25 protein-coding genes are annotated in these 22143 nt (G+C 72.5%); 14 read left to right on the plus strand and 11 right to left on the minus strand.

Going from position 1 to position 22143, the window contains the following annotated elements; genetic code table 11:
- The first annotated feature begins 55 nt into the window (after positions 1-55).
- Positions 56-823 (plus strand): polyprenol monophosphomannose synthase, encoded by a 768-nt coding sequence (locus ABZ272_RS30650; RefSeq protein ID WP_355053415.1) that lies wholly within the window; start codon positions 56-58, stop codon positions 821-823.
- A 63-nt stretch (positions 824-886) separates the two neighbouring features.
- Here the strand turns inward: ABZ272_RS30650 and ABZ272_RS30655 are convergent, their stop codons facing one another.
- The gene (locus tag ABZ272_RS30655; protein ID WP_355053416.1) at positions 887-2509 is read right to left on the minus strand and encodes an NAD(P)/FAD-dependent oxidoreductase; all 1623 of its coding nucleotides are present in this window, start codon (positions 2507-2509) and stop codon (positions 887-889) included.
- 72 nt (positions 2510-2581) lie between these two features.
- Between ABZ272_RS30655 and ABZ272_RS30660 the strand changes: the two genes are divergently transcribed.
- The gene (locus tag ABZ272_RS30660; RefSeq protein ID WP_355053417.1) at positions 2582-4015 is read left to right on the plus strand and encodes an aldehyde dehydrogenase family protein; all 1434 of its coding nucleotides are present in this window, start codon (positions 2582-2584) and stop codon (positions 4013-4015) included.
- A gap of 84 nt (positions 4016-4099) precedes the next feature.
- On the opposite strand, the gene ABZ272_RS30665 is transcribed toward ABZ272_RS30660, so the two are convergent.
- On the minus strand, positions 4100-4501 hold the full coding sequence (locus ABZ272_RS30665) for a ChaB family protein (protein ID WP_355053451.1): 402 nt from the start codon (positions 4499-4501) through the stop codon (positions 4100-4102).
- A 179-nt stretch (positions 4502-4680) separates the two neighbouring features.
- Between ABZ272_RS30665 and ABZ272_RS30670 the strand changes: the two genes are divergently transcribed.
- From ABZ272_RS30670 to ABZ272_RS30685, 4 genes are all read left to right on the plus strand, one after another.
- Positions 4681-5658 (plus strand): YihY/virulence factor BrkB family protein, encoded by a 978-nt coding sequence (locus ABZ272_RS30670; RefSeq protein ID WP_355053418.1) that lies wholly within the window; start codon positions 4681-4683, stop codon positions 5656-5658.
- 83 nt (positions 5659-5741) lie between these two features.
- Positions 5742-6158, plus strand: coding sequence for a DUF2795 domain-containing protein (locus ABZ272_RS30675; RefSeq protein ID WP_355053419.1), 417 nt, complete (start codon positions 5742-5744; stop codon positions 6156-6158).
- A 46-nt stretch (positions 6159-6204) separates the two neighbouring features.
- Entirely contained in the window at positions 6205-6666 is a 462-nt protein-coding gene (locus tag ABZ272_RS30680) for an SRPBCC family protein (protein ID WP_355053420.1), read from the plus strand.
- A 107-nt stretch (positions 6667-6773) separates the two neighbouring features.
- Entirely contained in the window at positions 6774-7025 is a 252-nt protein-coding gene (locus ABZ272_RS30685; protein WP_355053421.1) for a hypothetical protein, read from the plus strand.
- Here the strand turns inward: ABZ272_RS30685 and ABZ272_RS30690 are convergent.
- Positions 6980-8251: an MFS transporter gene (locus ABZ272_RS30690; protein WP_355053422.1), complete on the minus strand. Its 1272-nt coding sequence runs from the start codon at positions 8249-8251 to the stop codon at positions 6980-6982. The genes ABZ272_RS30685 and ABZ272_RS30690 overlap by 46 nt on opposite strands.
- Before the next feature lie 157 nt (positions 8252-8408).
- Here ABZ272_RS30690 and ABZ272_RS30695 point away from each other — a divergent pair, with 157 nt between their 5' ends.
- Positions 8409-8618 (plus strand): hypothetical protein, encoded by a 210-nt coding sequence (locus ABZ272_RS30695; RefSeq protein WP_355053423.1) that lies wholly within the window; start codon positions 8409-8411, stop codon positions 8616-8618.
- A 107-nt stretch (positions 8619-8725) separates the two neighbouring features.
- Here the strand turns inward: ABZ272_RS30695 and ABZ272_RS30700 are convergent, their stop codons facing one another.
- Together ABZ272_RS30700 and ABZ272_RS30705 are read right to left on the minus strand one after the other, a co-directional pair.
- Positions 8726-9049 (minus strand): nuclear transport factor 2 family protein, encoded by a 324-nt coding sequence (locus ABZ272_RS30700; protein ID WP_355053424.1) that lies wholly within the window; start codon positions 9047-9049, stop codon positions 8726-8728.
- 59 nt (positions 9050-9108) lie between these two features.
- Positions 9109-9939, minus strand: a complete 831-nt coding sequence (locus ABZ272_RS30705; RefSeq protein ID WP_355053425.1) for an SDR family NAD(P)-dependent oxidoreductase — start codon at positions 9937-9939, stop codon at positions 9109-9111.
- Between the two features lie 58 nt (positions 9940-9997).
- Between ABZ272_RS30705 and ABZ272_RS30710 the strand changes: the two genes are divergently transcribed.
- Positions 9998-10648 carry a TetR/AcrR family transcriptional regulator gene (locus ABZ272_RS30710; RefSeq protein ID WP_355053426.1) on the plus strand — a complete coding sequence of 217 codons (651 nt, stop codon included), beginning with the start codon at positions 9998-10000 and terminating at the stop codon, positions 10646-10648.
- A gap of 29 nt (positions 10649-10677) precedes the next feature.
- Here the strand turns inward: ABZ272_RS30710 and ABZ272_RS30715 are convergent, their stop codons facing one another.
- Positions 10678-11118: a hypothetical protein gene (locus ABZ272_RS30715; RefSeq protein ID WP_355053427.1), complete on the minus strand. Its 441-nt coding sequence runs from the start codon at positions 11116-11118 to the stop codon at positions 10678-10680.
- Positions 11119-11279: 161 nt separating this feature from the next.
- Between ABZ272_RS30715 and ABZ272_RS30720 the strand changes: the two genes are divergently transcribed.
- Positions 11280-11633, plus strand: a complete 354-nt coding sequence (locus ABZ272_RS30720; protein ID WP_355053428.1) for a DUF6401 family natural product biosynthesis protein — start codon at positions 11280-11282, stop codon at positions 11631-11633.
- 60 nt (positions 11634-11693) lie between these two features.
- On the opposite strand, the gene ABZ272_RS30725 is transcribed toward ABZ272_RS30720, so the two are convergent.
- A complete protein-coding gene (locus tag ABZ272_RS30725) occupies positions 11694-12557 on the minus strand; it encodes a hypothetical protein (RefSeq protein WP_355053429.1) in 864 nt (287 codons plus the stop codon).
- A 198-nt stretch (positions 12558-12755) separates the two neighbouring features.
- On the opposite strand from ABZ272_RS30725, the gene ABZ272_RS30730 reads away from it, so the two are divergent.
- The 3 genes from ABZ272_RS30730 (at position 12756) to ABZ272_RS30740 (ending at position 17025) form a co-directional block, all read left to right on the plus strand.
- Complete coding sequence (locus ABZ272_RS30730; protein ID WP_355053430.1) at positions 12756-14888, plus strand: SpoIIE family protein phosphatase; 2133 nt, start codon at positions 12756-12758, stop codon at positions 14886-14888.
- Between the two features lie 62 nt (positions 14889-14950).
- The gene (locus tag ABZ272_RS30735; RefSeq protein ID WP_355053431.1) at positions 14951-15628 is read left to right on the plus strand and encodes an HAD family hydrolase; all 678 of its coding nucleotides are present in this window, start codon (positions 14951-14953) and stop codon (positions 15626-15628) included.
- A 107-nt stretch (positions 15629-15735) separates the two neighbouring features.
- Positions 15736-17025: a cation:proton antiporter gene (locus ABZ272_RS30740; RefSeq protein WP_355053432.1), complete on the plus strand. Its 1290-nt coding sequence runs from the start codon at positions 15736-15738 to the stop codon at positions 17023-17025.
- A gap of 15 nt (positions 17026-17040) precedes the next feature.
- Here the strand turns inward: ABZ272_RS30740 and ABZ272_RS30745 are convergent, their stop codons facing one another.
- Positions 17041-17979, minus strand: a complete 939-nt coding sequence (locus ABZ272_RS30745; RefSeq protein WP_355053452.1) for an FAD-dependent oxidoreductase — start codon at positions 17977-17979, stop codon at positions 17041-17043.
- 133 nt (positions 17980-18112) lie between these two features.
- On the opposite strand from ABZ272_RS30745, the gene ABZ272_RS30750 reads away from it, so the two are divergent.
- Positions 18113-18328, plus strand: coding sequence for a DUF3072 domain-containing protein (locus tag ABZ272_RS30750; RefSeq protein ID WP_355053433.1), 216 nt, complete (start codon positions 18113-18115; stop codon positions 18326-18328).
- Between the two features lie 9 nt (positions 18329-18337).
- Here the strand turns inward: ABZ272_RS30750 and ABZ272_RS30755 are convergent, their stop codons facing one another.
- Together ABZ272_RS30755 and ABZ272_RS30760 are read right to left on the minus strand one after the other, a co-directional pair.
- Complete coding sequence (locus ABZ272_RS30755; protein WP_355053434.1) at positions 18338-18838, minus strand: metallophosphoesterase; 501 nt, start codon at positions 18836-18838, stop codon at positions 18338-18340.
- A 33-nt stretch (positions 18839-18871) separates the two neighbouring features.
- Positions 18872-20704, minus strand: a complete 1833-nt coding sequence (locus ABZ272_RS30760) for a glycoside hydrolase family 15 protein (RefSeq protein ID WP_355053435.1) — start codon at positions 20702-20704, stop codon at positions 18872-18874.
- 120 nt (positions 20705-20824) lie between these two features.
- Here ABZ272_RS30760 and ABZ272_RS30765 point away from each other — a divergent pair, with 120 nt between their 5' ends.
- The gene (locus ABZ272_RS30765; RefSeq protein ID WP_355053436.1) at positions 20825-21415 is read left to right on the plus strand and encodes a general stress protein; all 591 of its coding nucleotides are present in this window, start codon (positions 20825-20827) and stop codon (positions 21413-21415) included.
- A gap of 126 nt (positions 21416-21541) precedes the next feature.
- On the opposite strand, the gene ABZ272_RS30770 is transcribed toward ABZ272_RS30765, so the two are convergent.
- Positions 21542-22102, minus strand: coding sequence for a hypothetical protein (locus tag ABZ272_RS30770; RefSeq protein WP_355053437.1), 561 nt, complete (start codon positions 22100-22102; stop codon positions 21542-21544).
- Positions 22103-22143: the final 41 nt, after the last annotated feature.

Raw genomic sequence — 22143 nt, forward strand, 5'->3', positions numbered from 1 at the left:
CGGGCAACTGGCTACCCTCTGGGGTAGCCGTGTCCGCAAACCGAGGATGTCCGACATGATCGAGCCCGTCCAGCTGCCGTCGCCGTGGCGAGACGTACACCTGACAGTCGTCGTGCCCACCTACAACGAGGCGGGCAACCTGCCGGCGCTGGTCGAGCGGCTGCTCGCGCTGCCGCTGCCGGGGCTGCGCATCCTCGTCGCCGACGACAACTCCCCCGACGGCACCGGGGAGGTGGCCGACAAGCTGGCCATCGAGTACCCGGAGCGGATCGAGGTGATGCACCGGGCCGGCAAGGAGGGCCTGGGTCGGGCGTACGTCGACGGGATGACCCGGGCGCTCGAGGGCGGGGCCGAGTTCGTGGCGCAGATGGACGCCGACCTGTCGCACCCGCCGGAGGCGCTGCCCGGGATGCTGGGCGCGCTGCTCTCCACCCAGGCGGGCGTGGTGATCGGTTCCCGGTACGTGCCGGGCGGCGAGCTGGACGAGAACTGGCCGCTGTACCGCCGGGCGCTCAGCGGCTGGGCGAACCTCTACGTGCACACGCTGCTGCGGGTGCGCATCCGCGACCTGACCGCCGGCTTCAAGATCTGGCGGGCCGACGCGCTCAAGGACATCGGCCTGCACCGGGTGCAGTCCAACGGCTACAGCTTCCAGGTGGAGATGCACTACCTGGCCACCAAGCTGGGGCACACCATCCTGGAGGTCCCGATCCGCTTCGAGGAGCGGCGGGACGGCGTCTCCAAGATGACCACCGCGACCAAGGTCGAGAGCGCGCTGATGCCGTTCCGCCTGCGCAGCAAGCACCGCAACATCACCCCCTGACCCCCCGCGTCGATCAAGAGGTTTGCGTCAGAATCCGGCTCGCCGGTGACGCAAACCTCTTGATCAACGTGTCAGGTCGGGGGGTGGGTAGATGGTTCGGTGGGCCGCGGTTACGGCCGCCTTGTAGGCGGTGCCGGTCAGGGCGCGGTCGCGGGCCAGGGCCGCGCGGGCCGCGTTCGCGCCCGGCGCGCCGTGCACGCCACCGCCCGGGTGCGCCGACGAACTGGCCAGAAAGAGCCGGTCCACCGGGGTGTCCGCACGGCCCAGGCCGGGGATCGGGCGCAGGAACAATTGTTGGTACGCGGCGGCGGTGCCCCCGCCCAGCGCGCCACCGACCAGGCTCGGGTCGCCCTTCTCCAGGTCGGCCGGCCCGGCCACGTGCCGGCCCACGACGAGCTGCCGGAAACCCGGGGCCGCCGCTTCGAGCACGTCCTCCATGCGCTGCACGTGTTCGGCGATGTCCTCGGTCCGCCAGTTCCGCCGGAACGGCAGGTGGGTGTACGACCAGAGCGACTCGGTGCCCGGCGGCGAGTGGCTGGGGTCGGCCACGGACATCTGCCCGACCAGCAGGAACGGGTCCCGGGGCAGCTCACCCCGGGCCAGCTCGCCGGCGTAGCGGGTCAGCCCGTCGAGGTCCGCGCCGAGGTGCACCGTGCCGGCCCCGGCGATCGCCCGGTTGGTCCACGGGACGGGCGCGGAGAGCGCCCAGTCCACCTTCAGCGTCGAGCCGTCCCACCGGAAGTGCGCCAGGTCCTCGACGAGCCGCGGCGGCAGCACCGCCGCACCGACGAGGTCGAGGTAGAGCGCCGGCGCCGGCACGTCGGCGAGGACCGCCCGCCGGGCCCGCCACAGCGTGCCGCCCTCGGTGCGTACGCCCATCGCCCGGCCGCGAGCGGTGAGCACCCGGTCGACGCGCGCGCCGTACAGGATGCGGCCGCCGCGTTCGGCGAGGCGGTCGACCAGCGCGTCGGTGATCCGCCGCGCGCCGCCGTCGGGCACCGGCCAGCCGACCTGCTGGCCGAGCATGGCCAGCAGCCAGCCGTACACGCCGGAGCCGGCCTCCTCGGGGGACAGGTCGGTGTGCAGGGCGCATCCGGCGAGCAGCGCCGGGCCCCCCTCGCCGTCGAACAGCTCGTCGCCGAGTTTGCGGACCGGCACCACGAGTCGGCGGGCCAGCCGCAGCGCTCCGGCGACCCGCAGCCGGCGCAGCAGACCCAGTCCGCCGCGTACCGGCGGGAACGGCGTGGTGATCGCGGTCAACATCGGCTCGGAAACCTCGAGCCAGTCCGTGTACGCGTTCAGCCAGCGCTTCCCGTCGCCGGGGGCGAACTGTTCCAGCGAGGCGGCCGTCGCGTCCGGGTCCCGGTTGATCACCGCGGCCCGCCCGTCGGGCAGCAGGTGCGCCAGCACGTCCGGGGCGTGCCGCCAGGACAACCCGTGGCGGCCCAGGTCGAGGCCGTTGAGCACGGGCGAGGCGTACCCGAGGGGGTAGAACGAGCTGTAGAGGTCGCTCAGATAGCCCGGCGCGGTGACCTCGGCCGACTGGACGGCGCCGCCGGGTACGGCGGTCGCTTCCAGCACGACCACGTCCCACCCGGCGTCGGCCAGCAGGTTCGCCGCGACCAGGCCGTTGTGCCCGGCGCCGACGACGACGGCGTCCGCGCTTCCCGCGCCGGTGGTAGTCACCCGATCCGCCTACCCGGCCCGCAACCGGGCGAAACGCGTTTGTCTCGCCGGGGCTCGGGCATCCAGCGCCGCATGTACACGGTTGCGCAGCTGGTGGGCGGGGTGTGGGGTGCGGGCGGGTCCGGCGGCGAGCTGGTCGTGTGTGATCCGGCGGACGGCGAACCGGTCACCTCGGCGCCGGTCGCCACGGCCGACGAGGTCGGCAAGGCGGCCCAGGCGGCACGCGAGGCGGCCGACGAATGGGCGGCGACCGCGCCGGCCGAACGGGCGGCGACCCTGCACCGGGCCGCGGACGCGGTCGCGGCGCTCACCGACGAGCTGGCGGCGGCGGTCACCGCGGAGATGGGCAAACCACTCGCGGACGCCCGCGGCGGCGTCGAGGCGGGCATCGGCACCCTGCGACAGTACGCGGAACTCGCGCCGCTGCGCGGCGGACGGACGTTGCACGGCGCGACCGACGCGGTGGACTTCATGACTCCGCAACCGCGCGGTGTGGTCGCCGCGATCACCCCCTGGAACGACCCGGTGGCGGTGTCCTGTGGGCTGCTCGGCGCGGCCCTGGTCACCGGCAACGTGGTGCTCTACAAGCCGAGCGAGCGGACGCCCGCGACGGGTTGGCTGCTGGCCCGGGCCCTGGACGGGGCGTTGCCGGCCGGCGTGCTGTCCCTGCTCACCGGCGGCCCGGAGGTCGGCGCGGCGTTGGCCGCGCAGGACGTGGACGTGATCGCGCACGTCGGGTCGACCGCCACCGGACGCAAGATCGCCGCCGCGGCTGCGGGCACCGGCGCGAAGGTGCTGCTGGAGAACGGGGGCAGCGACCCGCTCGTCGTCGACGCGGGTGTCGACCCCGAGTGGGCGGCGCAACAGGCCGCGCTCGGCGCGTTCGCCAACGCCGGGCAGATCTGTGTGGCGGTGGAGCGGATCTACGTGCACCGCGACCTGGCCGACGACTTCGTGGCGGCGCTGGTGCGGCGGGCCGACGAGTTGCGGGTCGGGCCGGGGCGCGACCCGGGCACCGACCTGGGCCCGCTCGTCGACCGGCGGCACCGCGACCACGTGCACGGACAGGTCACGGCGGCGGTGGCGGCCGGCGCGCGGGTACGCACCGGCGGGGAACTGCCGGACGGACCGGGCGCGTACTACCCGGCCACCGTGGTCGCCGACTGCCGGCACGACATGGCGTTGGTGCGCGAGGAGACGTTCGGGCCGGTCGCCCCGGTGGTGGTGGTCGACTCGTTCGACGAGGCGCTGACCTGTGCGGCGGATTCCCCGTACGGGCTGGCGGCCACGGTGCTGACCGCGTCGATGAGCCACGCGCAGCGGGCCTGGCGGGAGCTGCCGGTGGGCACCGTGAAGGTCAACGCGGTGTTCGGCGGGGCGCCGGGCGGAGCCGCGCATCCGCGCCGGGCCAGCGGGCAGGGCTTCGGGTACGGCCCGGAACTGCTGGACGAGTTCACCGCCACGAAGGCGGTGCACATCGAGGCGCCCGGCGGCGGGCGGTGGTGAACCACAGGTGAGCGGACCCGGTGGTGAGCGGCACGGGGCGGACGCAGGGGTGGCGCGTCCGGCCCGTGCCACGTCGCGCGTGGGTCAGTCGCCGCGAGCCTTGCGGGTCGCCCGGTCGTTGGCCTTCTCGATGGCCGTGACCAGCTCCGACTTGGTCATGCTGGACCGGCCCGGTACGTCCAGCTTGCGGGCCACCGACATCAGGTGGTCCTTGCTGGCGTTGGCGTCCACCCCACCGGCGGTGGGGGCACGCCGCTCGGGGCCTCCACCGGCGGCCTGGCGGTCGCTCGGGCCCTTACGACCCTTGGGCTCCCAGTGGTCGCCCACCTTCTCGAACTGGTGCTTCACCGCGGCGAAGGCGGTACGGTGCGACCGCTCACCCTCACCGTAGGTCTCCACCGCCGAGTCGTGCGTCTTCGCCCAGGTGCGCTGCGCCTTGTCCGAGGAGCGTCGCAGCGTGCTGGGCATGTCGTCGCGCGCGGGCATCTCGTCCTCCTGAAGCATCGACAGAGTCACTGTGTCCGTTCCCTGCGAGCGCGGGGGCAAACCCGAGCGGCGTCGGCGGGCCGCCGAGCGGGTTTGTCGATTTCCCGCCCTGGGTACCGGCCGGTCCAGGCCAGACCGGACCACCGGTCATCCGGTGGCCGGGGGCACAGGGAGCGGGCATGACGACCACGGAGCCCGGTACGACACTCACCCGTTCGGGGGTTCCCCGGCGGATCCGGCAACTGAGCTGGCGGACGTGGCGTGGGGTGCTGGTCCGCAGTGTGCAGAACTTCGTGAACGACAACTGCTCGGACTGGGCCGCCGCGCTCACCTACTACGGGGTGCTGGCGCTCTTTCCGTCCGCCATCGTCGTGGTGGCCCTGGTCGGCCTGGTCTCGTCGGGCGAGCGGACCCTCGACACGGTTGTCGACCTGGCCAAGCAGGTGGGCGCCGGTTCGGTGGTGGCCGACGACGACGGCGGCGTGGTCGGGGTGATCCGCTCGGTGGTCGTCCAGCAGAGCAACGCCAAGGTGCTGCTGAGCTTCGGCCTGCTCGGTGCGCTGTGGTCCGCGTCGGGCTTCATCGGCGCGTTCACCCGCGCCTCCAACGCCATCTACGGGGTCACCGAGGGCAGGCCGGTCTGGCGGCTGCGGCCGTTGCAGATCGGCCTGGCCGCCGTGACGCTGGTGCTGCTCGCGGTGGTCGCCCTCGCCCTGATCGTCAGCGGCCCGGTCACCGACGCGGTCGGCGACCTGATCAACGCCGGTGGGCTGGCGCGAACGGTGTGGAGCGTCGCGAAGTGGCCGGTGCTCGCCCTGGTGATGATGGTGCTGCTGTCCCTATTGTTCTGGATCGCCCCGAACGTGCGCCAACCCCGCTTCCGCTGGCTCACCCCCGGCGGCTTTGTGGCCCTGTTCTCCTGGACGGTGGTGTCCTTCGGTTTCGGCTTCTACGTCGCGAACTTCGCCACCTACAAGACGACCTACGGCAGCCTGGGCGCGGCCATCGCGTTCCTGGTCTGGCTCTACCTGTCCAACAGCGCTCTGATGCTCGGCGTGCAGATCAACGCCGAGGTGCAGCGCGGCCGGCAGTTGCAGGCGGGCGAGAAGGGCGCGGGCGATCCGGTGCTGCCGCCGCGTAAGCCGGCCGAGGACTGAAAGGGACGCAGATGTCCGGCCCGGGGGCCGGTTCGCGACCCGGTGCCGGTTTACCGGACGGGGTGCCGGGTAGCGCAGAAGACATGGAGCGTGGCAACAGCAAGCACGGACCGAGGATCGACGAGCAGATGAGCCAGGAGGTCAGCGGCCTCGTGCAGGGGCCGGGCACCGGCGGCTCACGGGTCGACGAGGCTCGGGTGCCCGAGCCGGCCGGCGAGGACCAGCCGGAGGCCACCACGGCCCCGGCGGGCGACCTGCGCACCGGCACTCCGCAGGGCATGAGTTCCACCGACGTGGAGCAGCGCAGCCGGCTCGGCCGGTTCATCTCGATGAGCGCGCTGCCCGGCGACCGGCTGGTGCTCATCGCCAGCGCGCGGGAGAACGAGGCGCCCGACGACATCGTGGCGGCGCTGGAACGGCTGCCCGAGGGCACCGAGTACCAGACGGTCTCCGAGGTCTGGGCCGCGCTCGGCAACAAGAACGAGACAACCCGCTGGTAGTGATCGCCCCCCGATCCGACAGACAGCGGCCGAAGGAGGATTGACGATGAGTGGCGTTACCGAACACGTCGAGGTTTCCGTACCCGTGCGGACCGCGTACGACCAGTGGACGCAGTTCGAGGAGTTCCCCCAGTTCATGGAGGGCGTGCAGGAGGTCCGGCAGCTCTCCGAGACGATGACCCACTGGACGGTGGATATCGCCGGTGTCAAGCGCGAGTTCGACGCCGAGATCACCGAGCAGCTTCCCGACGAGCGGGTCGCGTGGCGCTCGACCGGCGGCACCCAGCAGGCCGGTGTGGTGACCTTCCACCGCCTGGACGAGGGCAAGACCCGGGTCACCCTCCAGCTCGAGTTCGAGCCGCACGGTGTGGTCGAGCAGGCTGGCGACAAGCTCGGCATCGTCGACCGCCGCGCCAAGGGCGACCTGGAGCGGTTCAAGACGTTCATCGAGCGGCGCGGTCAGGAGACCGGCGCCTGGCGTGGCACGGTGGACCGCCCGCAGCCGTGATCGGCGTACGCGATCGACGATGGCCGCCGGACTTCCGGCGGCCATCGTCGTGTTCCGGGCCGTGGAGCACCTGTTTGCGATCATCGCGCCCGGGTACCGCTGATGGCATGACGGACGACAGGGTGTGGCGTGACGAGGAGCGGCTGCCGCTGGAGGAGTTGGAGCGCGCCGTGGCGGGTTCCAGCATCGACGGGCAGGCCGACGACGTGACCGGCAACGACGCCGGCGAGGAGGCCGCCTTCGGGCACGGCCCGGCGGCGGCCGACCGGGGCGGCGAGGCGCCGGGGCGGGAGCCGACCGACCCGGAGCGCGCCTACCGTCCGTCCACGACCGGCCGTACCGGGCCGGACAACGGATAGTCCTCGCCGGGCGGCCCGGTCGATCCGGCGTCGCCGGACGGCCGGCGGGCGCCCAGCTCGTAGAGCACGATCAGCGCCAGGGCGAGCACCACCAGAGCCGAGCCGAGCGCCTGTACCGACACGTTGCTGATCAGCACGCCGAGGCCCGCCGGAACGAGCGCCGCGCCCAGACCGGCGGCGCCGATCTGCAACCCGATGGCGCGGTCGGCGTGCGCCGTGCCGACCCGCTCGGCGGTGGTGAGGGTGAGCAGCGGGAACACCGGCGCGGCGGCGAAACCGAGCACGACCAGGCCGAGTACGGCCAGCACGGCCGGGCCGGGGACGGCGATCAGCGCCGCGCCGACGGCCATGCCGGCCAGGCTCACCCGCAGCACCAACCGGGGCCCGAGCCGTTCGGCCACCACCCCCTGCACCACCCGGCCGACGAAGAGACTCCCCCAGTACGCGGAGACGCAGCCGCCCGCCACCGCATCGCTGAGGCCGCGCCCCTGGGTGAGCAGCAGGAACGCCCACAGCCCGGCGGACACCTCGATGGCGACGTACAGCGCGAAGGCCAGCGTCCCCGACCAGACGACCGGCAGCCGCAGCGTGGCCAGGACCGGCACCCGGACCGGCGCAGCGGTGTCGGACGTCTCCGCGCTGGCCCCGGGAGCGGGATCGCGGCGTCGCCACGCGCGTACGGTCAGCGCGAACGCCGTGGCGAGGGCGAGCTGGGCGGCGGCCACGATGCCGTACCCCCACCGCCAGGCCAGTCCGACGCTCAGCGCCGCTGTCATGATCAGTGGACCGATCGCCACGCCCAGCCCGAAGAAGGCGTGCAGCCAGTTCATGTGGCGCGGACCGAACGCGCCGGCGGCGTACGCGTTCAGGCCGGAGTCGACGGCGCCGGAGCCCAACCCGAGCAGCAGCGCGCAGCCCACGATCACCGCCAGCCCGGGGCTCAGGGCGTATCCGGTCAGCGCCAAGCTGGCGAGCAGGGTGCTTCCGGCGAGCAGCGCGCCCACGCCGATGCGGGCCAGCGTGAACCCGGCCAGCACGCTGGAGGTGAGGTAGCCGACGGTGCCCGCGGTGAGCAGCAACCCGACGGCCTCGGTCGGGACGCCGAAGTCCGCCCGGATGGACGGCCAGCCGACGCCGAGCAGCCCGTCCGGCAGGCCGAGGCTGACGAACGCGAGGTAGGCCAGCAGGAGCAGCGCGGCGCGGGGTGGCGGGGGCGAGGTGGACATGGGACAGCATCCTGCCGCAGCGCACCCTACCGGCGGCGAATGCGGCCCGCCCGCTGCGACAAGAAGTGGTGTCCGGACGGTCGAGAAAGCGGACAGCTCAGTCAGAATCGGCCGATCGGGGGACGGCAAACGCGCGCGTTCGCGTAAGAATTTCGGGATGCATCAAGGCTCCGGAATCCTCTCCACGCGTCAGCGCCGGCTCGCCTGGCTCGGCTTCCTGCTCGCCGCGCTCCAGGCGCCCGTGTCGGCCCGGCTCGTCTCCGACGACTCGTGGCTGTTCAGCGTCTGCGTCGCGCTGATGGTTGCCACCGTGATCATCGCCGACGACGCCGCCCGTCGCCGGCCCGCCAACGCCCCCAGCGAGTAGAGCGGCCAACCGCACTTCCGGCCAGGGGCGCTTCGCAGGTGCCCCGGACCGCCCGTTCCCTGGTCACCGGCCGGAGCCGCCCTCCGGCAGTTCCGGCCGGTGACGAATCAGACGGGCTCGATCTCAAGGCCGATGACCTGGTCGTCCTTGATGTCGAACACGAGGGCGAAGGACAGGGGCCCGCCCGGGAAGTCACCGTCCCCGGAGGCCACCAGCCGGTCGTGGGCGAACGAGGTCGGCGTGAGCACGACCCTGGGGTTGATCAGGTGGCCCTGGATCCACTCGCGGATCTCGGCCTCGCCGGCCCAGGTCTGCCCGTCATCGCGCACGGTGGCCCCGTCGCCGAAGACCGCGGCCAGCTCGTTCGCGTCGTGGGCGTTGGTTGCCGTGATGAAGTGATCGACGGCCTTGGGCAGAGTGATGTCGTTCATTTCTTCTCTCCAGTCTTCTCGGGTGCCAGGACGCGGGCGCGTCCTGGTGTCTGACAGGCTCAGAAGTCCGCTCCACGGGAGAGCTTCTCGTTCGCTCGCAGCTCCGCGAGTGCGTTCTCGTGCATCGCGACAACGGCGTCGTAGCCGGAGTTGCCGAGCACGATCCGCTTCGGCGGGACGGGTGCGTTCAAGGCGCTGATCACGGCCTGCACCCCACGAACGGGGTCTCCCGCCTGCTTTCCGTCGTGGTCCACGAACGCCGCCCGGACGCCCTCGACCATCGGTACGTAGGCGTCGACGGTCTCGTTGACGTCCTCGTTCTGGAAGTAGGCGAAGGCCTTGGTGCGGAACGCTCCCGGCTCCACGACGAGCACGCGCACGCCGAACGGCTCAACTTCCTGGCGCAGTGTCTCCGACAGTCCTTCGACCGCGAACTTCGCCGCCGCGTAGTAGCCGAACCCCAGCGCGCCGACGAGGCCTGCCACCGACGACATGTTCACGATCCAGCCGTCACCGCGTGCCCGCATACCGGGCAGGACGGCGCGTACCACCTCGACCACGCCGAACAGGTTGAGGTCGAACGTGCGGCGGATCGTCTCGTCGGGGGCACCCTCGATCGAGCCGTACCAGCCACGGCCCGCGCTGTTGACGAGTACGTCGATCCCGCCGAACCGCTCCTCGGCCGTCTTGACCGCCGCACGGACCTGGTCGGCATCGGTGACGTCGAGCTGGAGAACCAGCACCCGGTCGCCGTACGACTCAGCCCATTCCCGCAGTTCAGCGGGCCGACGCGCGGTCACCACCACCTGATCGCCCTGCTCCAGGGCAGCCTCGGCGTAGACGTGGCCGAACCCGCCGGGCGTCCCACCCGTGATGAACCAAGTCCTCATGGACTTCTCCTTTCGCTATAGAGCGCAATGTAGCGCTACATGAGCTAATGTAGCAACCATGCAGAACGCACGAGATCGACTCCTGCTCGCCGCAGCGGAACTGCTGGAGAGCGGCGGCACGGTGTCCACGAGGGCGGTGTGCGATCGCGCCGGGGTGCAGGCCCCGACGCTGTACCACCACTTCGGCAGCAAGCAGGGCCTGGTCGACGCCGTGGCGAGCCACGGCTTCACCCAGTACACGGCGGTCGAGAACTCAGGCGACCCGCTGAACGACCTACGCGAGGGCTGGGACAGACACGTGCGGTTCGGGCTGGAGCACCCGTCGTTCTACGGGCTGCTCTACGGCCGCGCGGAGCCGGGAAAGCCGTGCGCCGTCACCGCTCCGGCGCACGCCGCGCTGCGCGACCGGCTGACCGCCGCCCGGAGCCGCCTCAAGGTGCCGGCGGCCGATGCCGCCGAACAGGTGTTGGCCGCCAACGTCGGCATCACGCTCACCCTGATCAGCCAGCCGGAGCCGGATCTCGGGCTCTCCGGACGCGTGCGCGAGGCCGCGCTGGCCGGAGTCCTGCGCATGGCCCCCACCGACGCTCCCGCGACTCGCGCGAGCGCCGCGCTGACGCTGCGTGCGCTGGTCGGCGACGACCCGGGCGACCTCACCCCTGGCGAACACGCGCTGCTCGGCGAACTGCTGGACCGCCTGGCCCGCTAGGCGATCATCCACTTGCCGGCGGTCCGCTGTCAGTCCGGGCGGGCCTCGTGCCCCGGCTGGCCCCGCGTGCGGCGACGCTCCTTCATCTCCGCCTCGTAGAGGTGTCGCCGCCCGCCCACCAGTTCGTCGCGGGCCTGCCGGCCCAGCTCCCGGAACAGCGCGTGGTAGCCGTCGTCGAAGTCCTCGACGATCTGGAACGTCCACCGGCCGGCGATCACGTTGCGGCCCAGCAGCTCGGTGTCGATCCGCTCGGCGATCCGGTGGTGCCCGGCGGCACGGAACCTCTCGATCGCGTCGTCGAGCATCAGATCGGCGTGCCCGATGAGCTGGTGCAGCGAGTACAGGTGCCCGCGGGCCCGCTCGACGCACTCCAACGCCTCGCTGAGCTTGCCGAGCGCGGCGACCGTCTCGTCGCTCACCCCGGCCGGCCGCCGGTGCTGATCGTCCGGCCCGTCCGCCCGCTGCCCCATCGCCGCTCCCACCCTCTGTGCCGTCCTGCGCCGTCGGGTGCCTGGTGCCCCGTCTGTGCCGGATCAACCCTCGCGGCCAGCCAAGACTCGGCCGGTGGCACAACCCACAAGCGCCGAGCGGCCGAGGCCGGTCGATCACCGGTGGGTTAGCCTCGGTCACCATGCGTGTGCCGTTCAACCGGGTCGCCTCCCCGACCGCCGTCGAGTCGGCGCGGTCGACCCTGGCCGCCCTCACCGTCGCCGTGGGCACCGCCGGGCTCACGGCCGCCGCCGCGCGTCCCGGGCTGCTGGCGCTTGTCGACCAGCACGCCGCCGCCGTCCGGGACAGCCTGGACGGTGACCGGCGGCCGTTGACCGCCGCGGCGCTCGCCGGCTACGCCGAGGGGGTACGCGCCGCCGCCCTGGAGCACGGATGGGCCCCGCCGCGCGGGTCGGTGGACTGGAGCGCGCCGGAGTGGCCGCTCGCCCGGCTGGTCGCCGTCTGCGCGCTGGCCCGCTCGCTCGACCGTTCCTGAGCACGCGAAGGGCGCCCACGCGAGCCGCGTGGACGCCCTCCCTTGCACGATCACGCCCCGCTACGGGCGGTACTGCTGGGTTTCGTCGGCCGCACCGGACTGGTACGTGCCACGTCCGCCGGCCATCGTCGACTGTTCGTCGACCCGGGGCATGGCCTGGGTCCGGTCGCCGCCACGGTCGGCCATCTGCCGCTCCATGTCGCCGCGACCCGCCGAGGTGGCCCGCCGGTGCTCCTGCACCGCCTGGGCTTCCCGGGCGGCCCGGTCCAGCCAGCCGTCCCAGCGGTTCTGCATTGGTTTGACCAGACCACCGCCGACGCCGACGATCAGGATTCCGGCGACCGTGGCGAGGACCGCGATCAGCACCGGAGTGGTGACCGTGGTGGCGATACCCACCTGGTTCAGGGCGGCGATCACGCCGAGCGCGATGATGAAGATCGCCGTCAGGTCCGCCAGGACCTTGCCGTACGAGAGTCCGCCCAGCGCCCCGGTGACCAGATCCCGGACGGCGTTGGCGATAGCGGCCGCGACCACCACGATGACGATCGCGATGAACGCGCGCGGCAGCCAGGCCACCACGCCGCGGATCAGGTCACTGATCGCGTTGGGCCCCCAGACTCCGAAGGCGAACTGCAGGGTGAACAGCAGGACGGCGTAGTACGCCAACCTGGCCAGGATGTCGCTGGCGTCGTACTTCGTTCTCTCAAGTGCCCGTTTGATGCCTCCGCGTTCGACTGCTTCGTCGAAGCGCACCCGTTCCAGCACCGCATCCACGATCTTGAGGACCGCTCTGGCAATGAGCCAGCCGACCACGAGGATGACGATGAAGGCCACTGCCTTCGGGATGAAGAGCAGCACCGACCTCCAGGTGTCGGCGATGGCATCGCCGATGTCGGCCTGCCGCACCGCGAGGGTTTTCAGCATGATGTCCCTCCTGTCGCGTGGACTGCGCCGGGCGCATACCCGGCCACCGGTGCGGCAGTCCGGGCGGCTCACTGCCATTTTTCCGACAAGTCGACTAACAGGGGCCTTGACCTGCCCGAACAGCAACCACGCGGGGGGTGTCGGCGACCCGCGCACATGATCGGATGCGGCTGAGCGACGGCCGGCTAGGCTGCGAACATGCCAGGAACGGTCGGGCGAGTCCCCACGCCAGCAATTCCGGCCCCCGGCGCATCCACCGGGCCCGGCGCGGCAGCCGTGCTCGCCCACGACTGGTCCGCCACCGCGCTCGGCCCGCGTGCGGGGTGGGACGCGGCGGTCCGGGCCGTGGTGGGGCTGATCCTCGCCTCGCCGATGCCGATGGCGCTGGCGTACGGCGACGACCTGGTTCTGCTCTACAACGACGGCTACGCCGAGTTGCTGGGGGACAAGCATCCGGCCGCCCTCGGTCGACCGGCCGCCGAGGTCCACGCCGAGGTCTGGCAGCTGCCCGGCTTCGGTGACGCGATCGAGCGCGCCTACCGCGACGGTGTGCCGTTCCTGGAGAAGGAGTCCACGCTCCCCCTGATCGGAGAGAGTGGCGGTGTCGAACAGGTGGTCTTCACCCGCAGTCACTCGGCGGTACGCGACAGCGCGGGGCAGATCGTCGGAATCCTGACGGTGGCCGCCGAAACCACTCACGTCACCGAGCAGTTGCGGAGTCTCAGCGACGTGGCTGCCGCGCTCGCCGGCACCCTCACCCTCGACGACGTGGCCCGGGTCGCGCTGCGCCACACCATCGGAATGTTCGACGCCGACCGGGTGGCGTTCGTGGTCGACGAGGGTGGCGGCGGCTGGCGGATGGTGCGTCGGGTGCGCGGCGAGTTGATGGACGAGGCCGACGAGCGGCTGCCTCCGCTGTGGCGGCGGGCGCCGGCCGACTGGGAGGGTCCCGTCGCGCTGGCGGTCCGGTCGGGCGAGGCCCTGTTCACCCGCGACGGCCAGCCGCTGCGCGAGACCGCCGTGGACCGGCATGACCAGAAGATCCGCTCAATGGCCGCGCTCCCGCTGGGCACGTCGGTGGTCCGGGGCGGGCTGACGGTCGGCTACCAGGTCGCGCACTCCTGGTCGGCCGCCGAGCGGGCGCTGCTGGCCGCGTCGGCGGAGCTGATCGGTCAGGCCGCGGAGCGGGCGCGGCGGTTCGAGACCCAGCACGGCACCGCCCAGTTGCTGCAACGCAGCATGCTGCCCGAGCACCTGCCCGACCTGCCCCGGCTGCGGATCGCGGCCCGCTACGACCCCGGGGTGGACGGTAACGCTGCCGGCGGCGACTTCTACGACGCGTTCCTGCTGCCCACCGGCGCGCTCGGCGTGGTGTTGGGCGACGTCGCTGGGCACGACGTGCAGGCCGCGGCACGGATGGGGCAGGTGCGGGCGGCCCTGCGCGCGCTGGCCCTGGCCGATCCGGCGCCGGACGCGGTGCTGACCGGTCTGGACCGCTTGGTGACCAGCCTCGGCGCGGAGGCCGGCAGCCACGAGCTGTTCGTCACCGTGGCGTTCGGGGTCATCGACGCCGAGCGGCGGGAACTGACCCTGGCCAGCGCCGGTCATCCCGCTCCCCTGATCCGCCGGTGTGCGCCCGACGGCCGCACGCACGCCGAGTACGTCCAGGTGCCGCCCGCTCCCCCGCTGGGGCTGGGCGGACGACCGACCACCGTCACCGTCGCGTTCCCGCCCGGCGACACCCTGCTGCTGTTCAGCGACGGCGTGGTGGAGCGGCGCAGGCAGAGCCTGAGCGCCGGGATGGACGCCCTCGGCGACGCGGTGGCCAAGGCCGGCACCAGCGACCCCCGTGCCCTCTGCGCGGTGGCGACCGCGGCGGTGTCCGGCGGCACCGAGGACGACGTGGCGGTGCTGGCGGTCGAGCACGCGCTCAAGCCGAGCCGGTCGGCGGCGATGGAGGTGCCGGCGGAGCCCACCGCGCCGAGCCGGGTGCGGCACTGGATGACCGGTCAGCTCACCGAGTGGCGGGTGCCCGAGTCGGTGATCGGCGCGGCGGTGCTGTGCACCAGCGAGCTGACGACCAACGCGTTGCTGCACGCCGGCACGGCCGCCCGGGTGGAGATCGACCTCAGCCCCGAGCGCCTGCTGGTCTCGGTCGCCGATTCCGGCACCCGGGGCACCGTGACCAGGGCGCGTACCGACACGTTGAGCAGTCGCGGGCGTGGACTGGGTCTCATCGAGGAGCTGAGTGACGCCTGGGGCACCGACCCGTCGGTGCGCGGCTCGACGGTCTGGTTCGAGATCCTCGTCCCTGCGGCCGAACCACACTGAGTCGTACCCACGGACCCGTGCGGGGCGAGTCAGCCGATCGCGCGAGGGGTAGGAGTGCGGCCATGGCCAACGAACAACCCCAAGGGGTGCTCTTCGACGTCGACGGCACCCTCGTCGACACCACCTACCTGCACACGGTGAGCTGGTGGGAGGCGCTGCGCCAGGCCGACCGGCCGGTGCCGATGGCGACCGTGCACCGCTCGATCGGCATGGGCTCGGACAAGCTGCTGGATCACCTGCTCGGCCCGGAGCGGGACCGCGACGAGGATCCGAAGCTGCGCGAGGCGCACGACACCCTCTACACCGAGTACTGGGAACGGCTGACGCCGCTGCCCCGGGCGGCGGACCTGCTGCGCGCGTGCGCCGAGCGCGGGTTGCGGGTGGTGCTCGCCACCTCGGCCGCCGAGCACGAGGTCGGCGCGCTGCGCCGGGCGCTGAACGCGGACGACGTGGTGGACACCGTCACGTCGTCGGCCGACGCCAAGGAGAGCAAGCCCGCGCCGGACATTCTCGAAGCGGCGCTCGATCAGTCGGGGCTGGCCGCCGAGCGGGTCGTCTTCGTCGGCGACTCGGTGTGGGACGTCGCGGCGGCCGGCAAGCTCGACATCCCGTGCGTCGGGTTGACCTGCGGCGGCACGAGCCGCGGCGAACTCGCCGGCGCCGGCGCGGTGGCGGTGTACGACGACCCGGCGGCGCTGCTGGCCGAGCTGGCGGACTCCCCCCTCACCCGACCGAGGTGAGGCCCACTCCGGTTCGTCCGGGTCGACACGCATAGCCACCAGTCTCGCGGGGCATGGTCTGTGGCCACCTGCCCGCATCGTGCGGGTGCGGCGAGAGGGTGGTGTCCGTGGAGCCGGTAGATGTGGCGTTCGCGTTGGTGGGCGTGGGCGCCCTGCTCGCGGGCATCCTGCCCCGGGTGTTGGAGCGCCGACCGCTGTCCATGCCGATCGCGTTCCTCGCCCTCGGCATGCTGGTCTTCCTCCTCCCGATCGGACTGCCCACGCCGGACCCGCTGGCCCATCCCGAGCTGGCCACCCACCTGACCGAGATCGGGGTGATCGTCGCCCTGATGGGCGCCGGGTTGAAGATCGACCGACCGTTGAGCTGGGCCCGGTGGTCCTCCACCTGGCGGCTGCTGGCCATCGCGATGCCGGTGTGCATCGCGGCGGTGGCGCTGCTCGGCTGGTGGTGGGCCGGTCTGGTGCCGGCGGCGGCGCTGCTGCTGGCCGCCGCGCTGGCCCCGACCGACCCGGTGCTCGCCGCCGACGTGCAGGTCGGCGAGCCGACCGATGTGGAGGACTCCGAGGACGAGGTCCGCTTCGCCCTGACCTCGGAGGCCGGCCTCAACGACGGGCTAGCGTTCCCATTCGTCTACGCGGCCATCGCCATCGCGTCGACCAGCCTCGCCCCCCGCGCGTGGATGGCCGAGTGGCTCACGGTGGACGTGCTCTGGAAGGTCGGCGTGGGGGTGGGCGGCGGCCTGCTCATCGGCTGGCTGCTCGGCAAGCTGTTCTTCCGGGCGCCTAGTGAGCTGCGGCTGGCCCGGCACGCCGAGGGTTTCCTGGCGCTGGCCGCCACGTTCCTCGCGTACGGGCTGGTGGAGGTGGCCGGCGGGTACGGCTTCCTGGCGGTGTTCGTGGCCGCGCGGGCCATCCGGGCCGCCGAGCGGACCCACGAGTTCCACTCGGTGCTGCACGACTTCGCCGAGCAGGTAGAGCGGCTGCTCACCCTGGTGCTGTTGCTGCTGCTCGGCGGCGCGATCGTGGGCGGTCTGCTCGCGCCGCTGACCTGGCCGGCGGCGGCCGTCGGGTTGGCGCTGGTCTTCCTGATCCGGCCGGCCGTCGGCTGGTTGTCGCTGCGCGGCGCGCCCGGTCGCCCGGCGGAGCACTGGGTGATCTCGCTGTTCGGCATCCGTGGCGTGGGCTCGTTCTACTACCTGGCGTACGCCACCACCAAGGCGGACTTCCCGCAGGCGGAGCTGCTGTGGGCGACGGTCGGGCTGGTGGTGCTCGTGTCCGTGGTGCTGCACGGCGTCGCGGCGACCCCGGTGATGCAGTTGCTGGACCGCGAGGGCGAGCGCACCGAGGACCCGTCCGAGTCCGAGGCCCAGCCGGTGGCCGCCGCCGGGCACTCCTGAGCGCGCCGGGACTCCTCAGCCGAGGCGGGCGACGAGCGCGCGACCGAGGTCCCGGCCGGAGCGCCAGGCGCTCTGCACGCGGGGTGGGCCGAACGCGTCGCCGGCCAGGCCGATCCCGTCCACGTCGAGGTGGTGGGTGACGTCGGTCGGTTCGCCGGTCGGCTTGGCGTACGTCCAGCGGTGCACGTGCACGTCGACGGCCTCCTCGGGCAGACCGAGCAGGTCCCGGACGGCCTGCTCGATCGCCGGCCCGGCGGCGCTGGGCTGGGCCAGGTGCCCGGCGGCGAACTCCGGAACGGTGTGCGCGACCAGCACCGGCGCGTCGTCGCCCCGCCGGTCGCCGTCGTCGCAGACGAGGCTGAGCACCGGATGGTCGTTGACGAACGCGCCACGGAAGGTCGGCCAGCGCCGGGACTCGAAGCGCAGCACCGCGGAGAGGGTCGGCGACCAGGTCTGCGTCTGCACGGCGCGGGTGGCGTCGGCCAGGGCCGGATCGAGCAGCAGGGCCGCCTGCGGTCCCGGCACGGCCAGGGCGACGGCGTCGTACGCCTCGCCGTCGACCGTCGGCCCGGGTTCCACGGCGAGCACCAACCGGTCGACGGTCACCGGCACCGGACGGGCGAGGTGTTCGACGAGCGAGCGCAGCCCGCGTGGGGCGGCGTAGCGCAGCGGCCCGGGCACGTCGTGACGGCCGTTCGTGTCGTACGCCCAGAAGGTGTCGGTCCACTCGCGGACCAGGCCGGCGGCACGCCACTCGTCGACCACGGCGGCGAAGTCCGGTTCGGTGGCCGTGAAGTACGCGGCGCCGATGTCGGCGGGGCGGCCGTCGAAGCGTTTGCTGGCCATCCGGCCGCCACTGACGTGGCCCCGTTCACGGACCCGCACCGGCACCCCGGCGCGGGTCAGCTCCACGGCGCACGCCACCCCGGCGATGCCCGCCCCGACCACCAGCACGCCTGCGGAGTTCACGCTCATCCGACGATCCTAGGGTCTGGCTCATAGACCGCCCTCATGAAACAGACCCTCGGGGCATGAACCGGCGGCGATCGGGGTACTGGCACACCCGTTCGAAGAAAGGGTGATGAGGATGACGGACCGTAGCAACGAGCAGGCCGACCCGCGCGGCGCGATCAAGGACCCGGACGAGTGGGTCACCGGCGACGAGCCGCCCACGGCGGCCCAGGAGTCGTACCTGGCCACGCTGGCCCGGGAGGCGGACACGACGCTCCCGGACGAGCTGACCAAGGCCGAGGCCTCCAAGCGGATCGACGAGCTCCAGGCCGAGACCGGCCGGGGGCAGTAGGAGCGCTGGTCAGCGACGCGGCAGGGTGTGCAAGCGTACGGACGTAAGGCTCCCCCGGGTCGTCTCGGCCTCGATGTAGGTGGCGTGTGGCTGGGAGCGGCGGTCGGTGGGCGACCCGGGGTTGAGCAGGCGCAACCCGTTGGGGGCCACGGTGTCCCAGGGGATGTGCGAGTGCCCGAAGACCAGCAGGTCGACGTCGGGAAAACGGGCCGCGCACCGCTGTTCGCGGCCGGTGCGCGGACCCGTCTCGTGCACCACGGCGACCCGTAGCCCGTCGAGGTCCACGCGGGCCACCTCGGGCAGCCGGGCACGCAGCGCCGGCCCGTCGTTGTTGCCGTACACGCCGACGAGCCGTCGCGCGCGGGCGGTCATCGCGTCGAGCAGCGACTCGTCGACCCAGTCGCCGGCGTGCAGCACGACGTCCGCCGCCTCGACCGCCGTCCACAACTGCTCCGGGAGGTCCCGGGCCCGCTTGGGCAGATGCGTGTCCGCCGTGAGCACCAGCCTCATGCCGGCATCATCCCCCGGGCGTGGGCGGCGTGCTCAGCGCGACGCCGGGGTGAAGAAGGCGGGCGGCATGCCCAGGCTGCGCAGCGCCGAGTCCTCCTCGACGTCGCTGAGCACACCGACGGCGTTGATCAGACCGATGTGCGAGAACGCCTGGGGAAAGTTGCCCAACTGCTCCCCGGTCCGCGGGTCGATCTGCTCGGCGAACAGTCCCAGATCGTTGAGTCGCGCGAGCAGCGTCTCGAACAGCTCGCGCGCCCGGTCCCGTTCGCCGGCCAGCGCCAGGCAGCAGACCAACCAGAACGAGCAGATGAGGAACCCGGCCGGGTCGCCGTCCCAGCGTCGCAGCAGGCCGTCGTGGGACAGCTTGTCCTCCACGGCACGGATCGTCGAGCGCATCCGCTCGTCGTCGGCCGGCAGGAACCCCACCAGGGGCATCACCAGCACCGACGCGTCCAGGTCGTCGGATTCGTAACTTCCGGTGTACGCCCCGACCCGCTCGCTCCATCCTCGTTCCAGCACCTCGGCACGGACCTTGTCGCGGGCGGCCGCCCAGCGGGCCACGTCCTGCGGCTCTCCCAGTCGGGCGCCGAAGCGGACCGCCCGGTCCAGCGCCGACCAGCAGTGCACCTTCGAGGACACGTGGTGGTGTTCGATCCCGCGCTCCTCCCACATCCCGGCGTCGGGCAGCGGCCAGTCCCGGGCCGCCTTGTCGGCGAGGGACCGCAGCAGGTGGTAGACGTCGGGCTCCAACGGTTCCAGCCGGTCACGCATGAGCCAGGCCGCGTCCATCGCCTCGCCGAAGACGTCGGTCTGCCGCTGCCGCCACGCGTCGTTACCGATCATCACGGGCGGGCTGTCCCGGTAGCCGGCGAGCTGGTCGAGGCGGTGTTCGGTGAGGTCCCGCTCCCCCAGCACCCCGTACATGATGGGCACCGGCTCCTCGTCGATCCGGCCCATCGCCCGGCCGAGCCAGGTGAACTGCCGCTGCACCTCGTCGAAGCAGGCCGTTCGCCACAGCGCCCGCAGGGTCAGGCTGAAGTCACGGACCCAGACGTACCGGTAGTCGTAGTTCCGGTCCCCACCGAGCTCTTCCGGGAGCGACGTCGTCACGGCGGCGACCACCGCGCCGCTGGGTCGGTACGTCATGCCCTGCACGATGAGCGCGCTGCGTCGGACATGATCGGCGTAGATCCCCTGGTACTCGTGCCTCCGGACCCAGGAGCGCCATCCCTCGGCCGTGTCGGCGATGGTCCGGTCGGCGTCGGGCACCTGCGGTCGCGGAGAGTCGTAGGTCGGGGCGTACCCCAGGGTGAAGTTGTTCGTCGTGCCGGCGCGGACGGTGAACGTGGCGGCGGCCTCGCCGTCGCCGCAGGTCAGCGGCACGCTGGCGACCAGGGTGAGCCGGCTGGCCCCGCCAACCGCCTCCAGGGCGCCGTCCCGCTCGACGAGGAACGCCGTGGTACGGCCGTACTCGAATCGGGGTCGGTAGTGCACCCGCATCGGCACCTCGCCGGAGAGGCCCCGAACGCTGCGGACGAGCACCTGCGGCGAGCGGTGACCGATGTCGTGCTCGCGCGCGCCCGGCTCCAGGGCGAGCGCGTCGGTCAACTCCACCTCGCCCCCGGCGGTGTGAAAGACGGTCCGCAGGACCAGGGTGTCGTCGAGGTAGCTGCGTTCGACGGTGAAGTCGTCGGTCTCCGGCCGGATGGACCAGTGCCCGGCGTCCTCGCCGATCAGCCGCGCGAACACCGACGGGGCGTCGAACCGGCCGGGGCACCACCAGTTCACCGACCCCGAGTGGTCCACCAGAGCCGCGCTGCGGCCGTCCGCGAGGAAGCCGTGGTCGCTGATCTTTGCGGTCTGCACCCGCCTGCCTACCCGGGCCGTCCCCGCGCATGCCTCCCGAGCCTCGGCACCCACCCGCCGACCCGGCGGTTACCACTCGGCACTTGCGGGAAACCGGGCGGCTGACGAGGGAGGATGCTCATGACCTCAGCTCCGGAGCCGACCGCCGCCTGGCGGCCCGGCGCAACCAGTGGTGACGTGCTTCCGTCCGGTCCCGCAGGCCGCCCGTCGACACCCGGCGCGGACGGGCACGGGCCGGAAGGTAGCCCACCCACCGTGACGATCGGCTCGTATCCGGACTATCCGTCCGCGCAGAAGGTGGTCGACTACCTGGCGGACAACCGCTTCCCGGTGGAGCACACCGCGATCGTCGGGACGAACCTGACGCTCGTCGAGACGGTGCTGGGACGGATGACGACGGGCCGCGCGGCCCTGCTCGGCGCCGGCACCGGCGCCTGGTTCGGGCTCTTCATCGGCCTGCTGTTCGGCATCTTCACCGTCGGCAACTGGCTGGCGGTGATCCTGGTCGGACTGGTCATCGGCGCGATCTGGGGCGCCGTGTTCGGCGCGGTCGCGCACGCCATGACCGGCGGACAGCGCGACTTCACCTCGGCCAGCTCGCTCCGCGCCGGCCAGTACGCCGTAACTGTCGACGCGCAGCTAGCCGACCAGGCGAGGCAGCTCCTGGGCCGCATGCAGATGCCAGGCGCCCGCCCGCCAAACACCCGCTGAGCCACACCCCGTCGGCACCCGTCGACACCCCGCCGCCGATCTTGCACTTTCTGCGCTACCAAGTTGGTGCAGAGCGGGCATATCAATGACCGAAAGTGCAAGATCGGCGCGCGTCGGGGCGAGGGCTCAGTACGCGGACTTCGCGACCTCGCGGCGGCAGACCAGGGCGAGGCTCATGCCCTTCTCGACGTCGCCCGGGTCGTCCACCGACCCCTTGAAGCCGTAGCTCGACCCGTCGGGTGACAGCTCGACGTCCACACCCTTCGCCTTCAGGCACTTGACCACGGCGTACGTGAAGTCGCGGGCCTTCGGGTTGGCCGGGTCCTCCTCCCACGGTGGGAGCGGGTTGAGGGGTTCGCACGCCTTGTTGGCGGCCTCCCGGGCGGCGTCGCCGAGCGGGGGCTTGCGCTTCTGCCGGATGGCGATGACGTCGAGCCCGTGCTGCTTGAGGCAGTCGTCGTACGGCTTCATCTTCGCGGCCCGGTCCGCGTCGGTGTCGTCGAGGCGGAACCTCGGCGCCTCCACGGTCGGCGGCGCGCTGCGCGACGGCGACGCGGCGGTCGCCGTCTGGAGCGTGGCGACGTCGGGCTCTCCTGCGCCGGTCTTCGCGCCGCCGGAGTCGCATGCGGCGGTCGCCGCCACGATGACGGCCGCCAACACCAGGAACGCTGTGCGCTGCCTCGCCATGCTGTGCCTCTTTCCCGTCGTGTGACCGATTCGGCCCCACC

This window comes from Micromonospora sp. NPDC005979 (assembly GCF_040614415.1).
Classification (GTDB): domain Bacteria; phylum Actinomycetota; class Actinomycetes; order Mycobacteriales; family Micromonosporaceae; genus Micromonospora.

Bases quoted from the DNA above. Each gene is read 5' to 3' on its own strand.
- ABZ272_RS30650 (WP_355053415.1), top strand. From the start codon at position 56: ATGATCGAGCCCGTCCAGCTGCCGTCGCCGTGGCGAGACGTACACCTG.
- ABZ272_RS30660 (WP_355053417.1), top strand. From the start codon at position 2,582: ATGTACACGGTTGCGCAGCTGGTGGGCGGGGTGTGGGGTGCGGGCGGG.
- ABZ272_RS30665 (WP_355053451.1), bottom strand. From the start codon at position 4,501: ATGCCCGCGCGCGACGACATGCCCAGCACGCTGCGACGCTCCTCGGAC.
- ABZ272_RS30670 (WP_355053418.1), top strand. From the start codon at position 4,681: ATGACGACCACGGAGCCCGGTACGACACTCACCCGTTCGGGGGTTCCC.
- ABZ272_RS30675 (WP_355053419.1), top strand. From the start codon at position 5,742: ATGGAGCGTGGCAACAGCAAGCACGGACCGAGGATCGACGAGCAGATG.
- ABZ272_RS30680 (WP_355053420.1), top strand. From the start codon at position 6,205: ATGAGTGGCGTTACCGAACACGTCGAGGTTTCCGTACCCGTGCGGACC.
- ABZ272_RS30685 (WP_355053421.1), top strand. From the start codon at position 6,774: ATGACGGACGACAGGGTGTGGCGTGACGAGGAGCGGCTGCCGCTGGAG.
- ABZ272_RS30690 (WP_355053422.1), bottom strand. From the start codon at position 8,251: ATGTCCACCTCGCCCCCGCCACCCCGCGCCGCGCTGCTCCTGCTGGCC.
- ABZ272_RS30695 (WP_355053423.1), top strand. From the start codon at position 8,409: ATGCATCAAGGCTCCGGAATCCTCTCCACGCGTCAGCGCCGGCTCGCC.
- ABZ272_RS30700 (WP_355053424.1), bottom strand. From the start codon at position 9,049: ATGAACGACATCACTCTGCCCAAGGCCGTCGATCACTTCATCACGGCA.
- ABZ272_RS30705 (WP_355053425.1), bottom strand. From the start codon at position 9,939: ATGAGGACTTGGTTCATCACGGGTGGGACGCCCGGCGGGTTCGGCCAC.
- ABZ272_RS30710 (WP_355053426.1), top strand. From the start codon at position 9,998: ATGCAGAACGCACGAGATCGACTCCTGCTCGCCGCAGCGGAACTGCTG.
- ABZ272_RS30715 (WP_355053427.1), bottom strand. From the start codon at position 11,118: ATGGGGCAGCGGGCGGACGGGCCGGACGATCAGCACCGGCGGCCGGCC.
- ABZ272_RS30720 (WP_355053428.1), top strand. From the start codon at position 11,280: ATGCGTGTGCCGTTCAACCGGGTCGCCTCCCCGACCGCCGTCGAGTCG.
- ABZ272_RS30725 (WP_355053429.1), bottom strand. From the start codon at position 12,557: ATGCTGAAAACCCTCGCGGTGCGGCAGGCCGACATCGGCGATGCCATC.
- ABZ272_RS30730 (WP_355053430.1), top strand. From the start codon at position 12,756: ATGCCAGGAACGGTCGGGCGAGTCCCCACGCCAGCAATTCCGGCCCCC.
- ABZ272_RS30735 (WP_355053431.1), top strand. From the start codon at position 14,951: ATGGCCAACGAACAACCCCAAGGGGTGCTCTTCGACGTCGACGGCACC.
- ABZ272_RS30750 (WP_355053433.1), top strand. From the start codon at position 18,113: ATGACGGACCGTAGCAACGAGCAGGCCGACCCGCGCGGCGCGATCAAG.
- ABZ272_RS30755 (WP_355053434.1), bottom strand. From the start codon at position 18,838: ATGAGGCTGGTGCTCACGGCGGACACGCATCTGCCCAAGCGGGCCCGG.
- ABZ272_RS30765 (WP_355053436.1), top strand. From the start codon at position 20,825: ATGACCTCAGCTCCGGAGCCGACCGCCGCCTGGCGGCCCGGCGCAACC.
- ABZ272_RS30770 (WP_355053437.1), bottom strand. From the start codon at position 22,102: ATGGCGAGGCAGCGCACAGCGTTCCTGGTGTTGGCGGCCGTCATCGTG.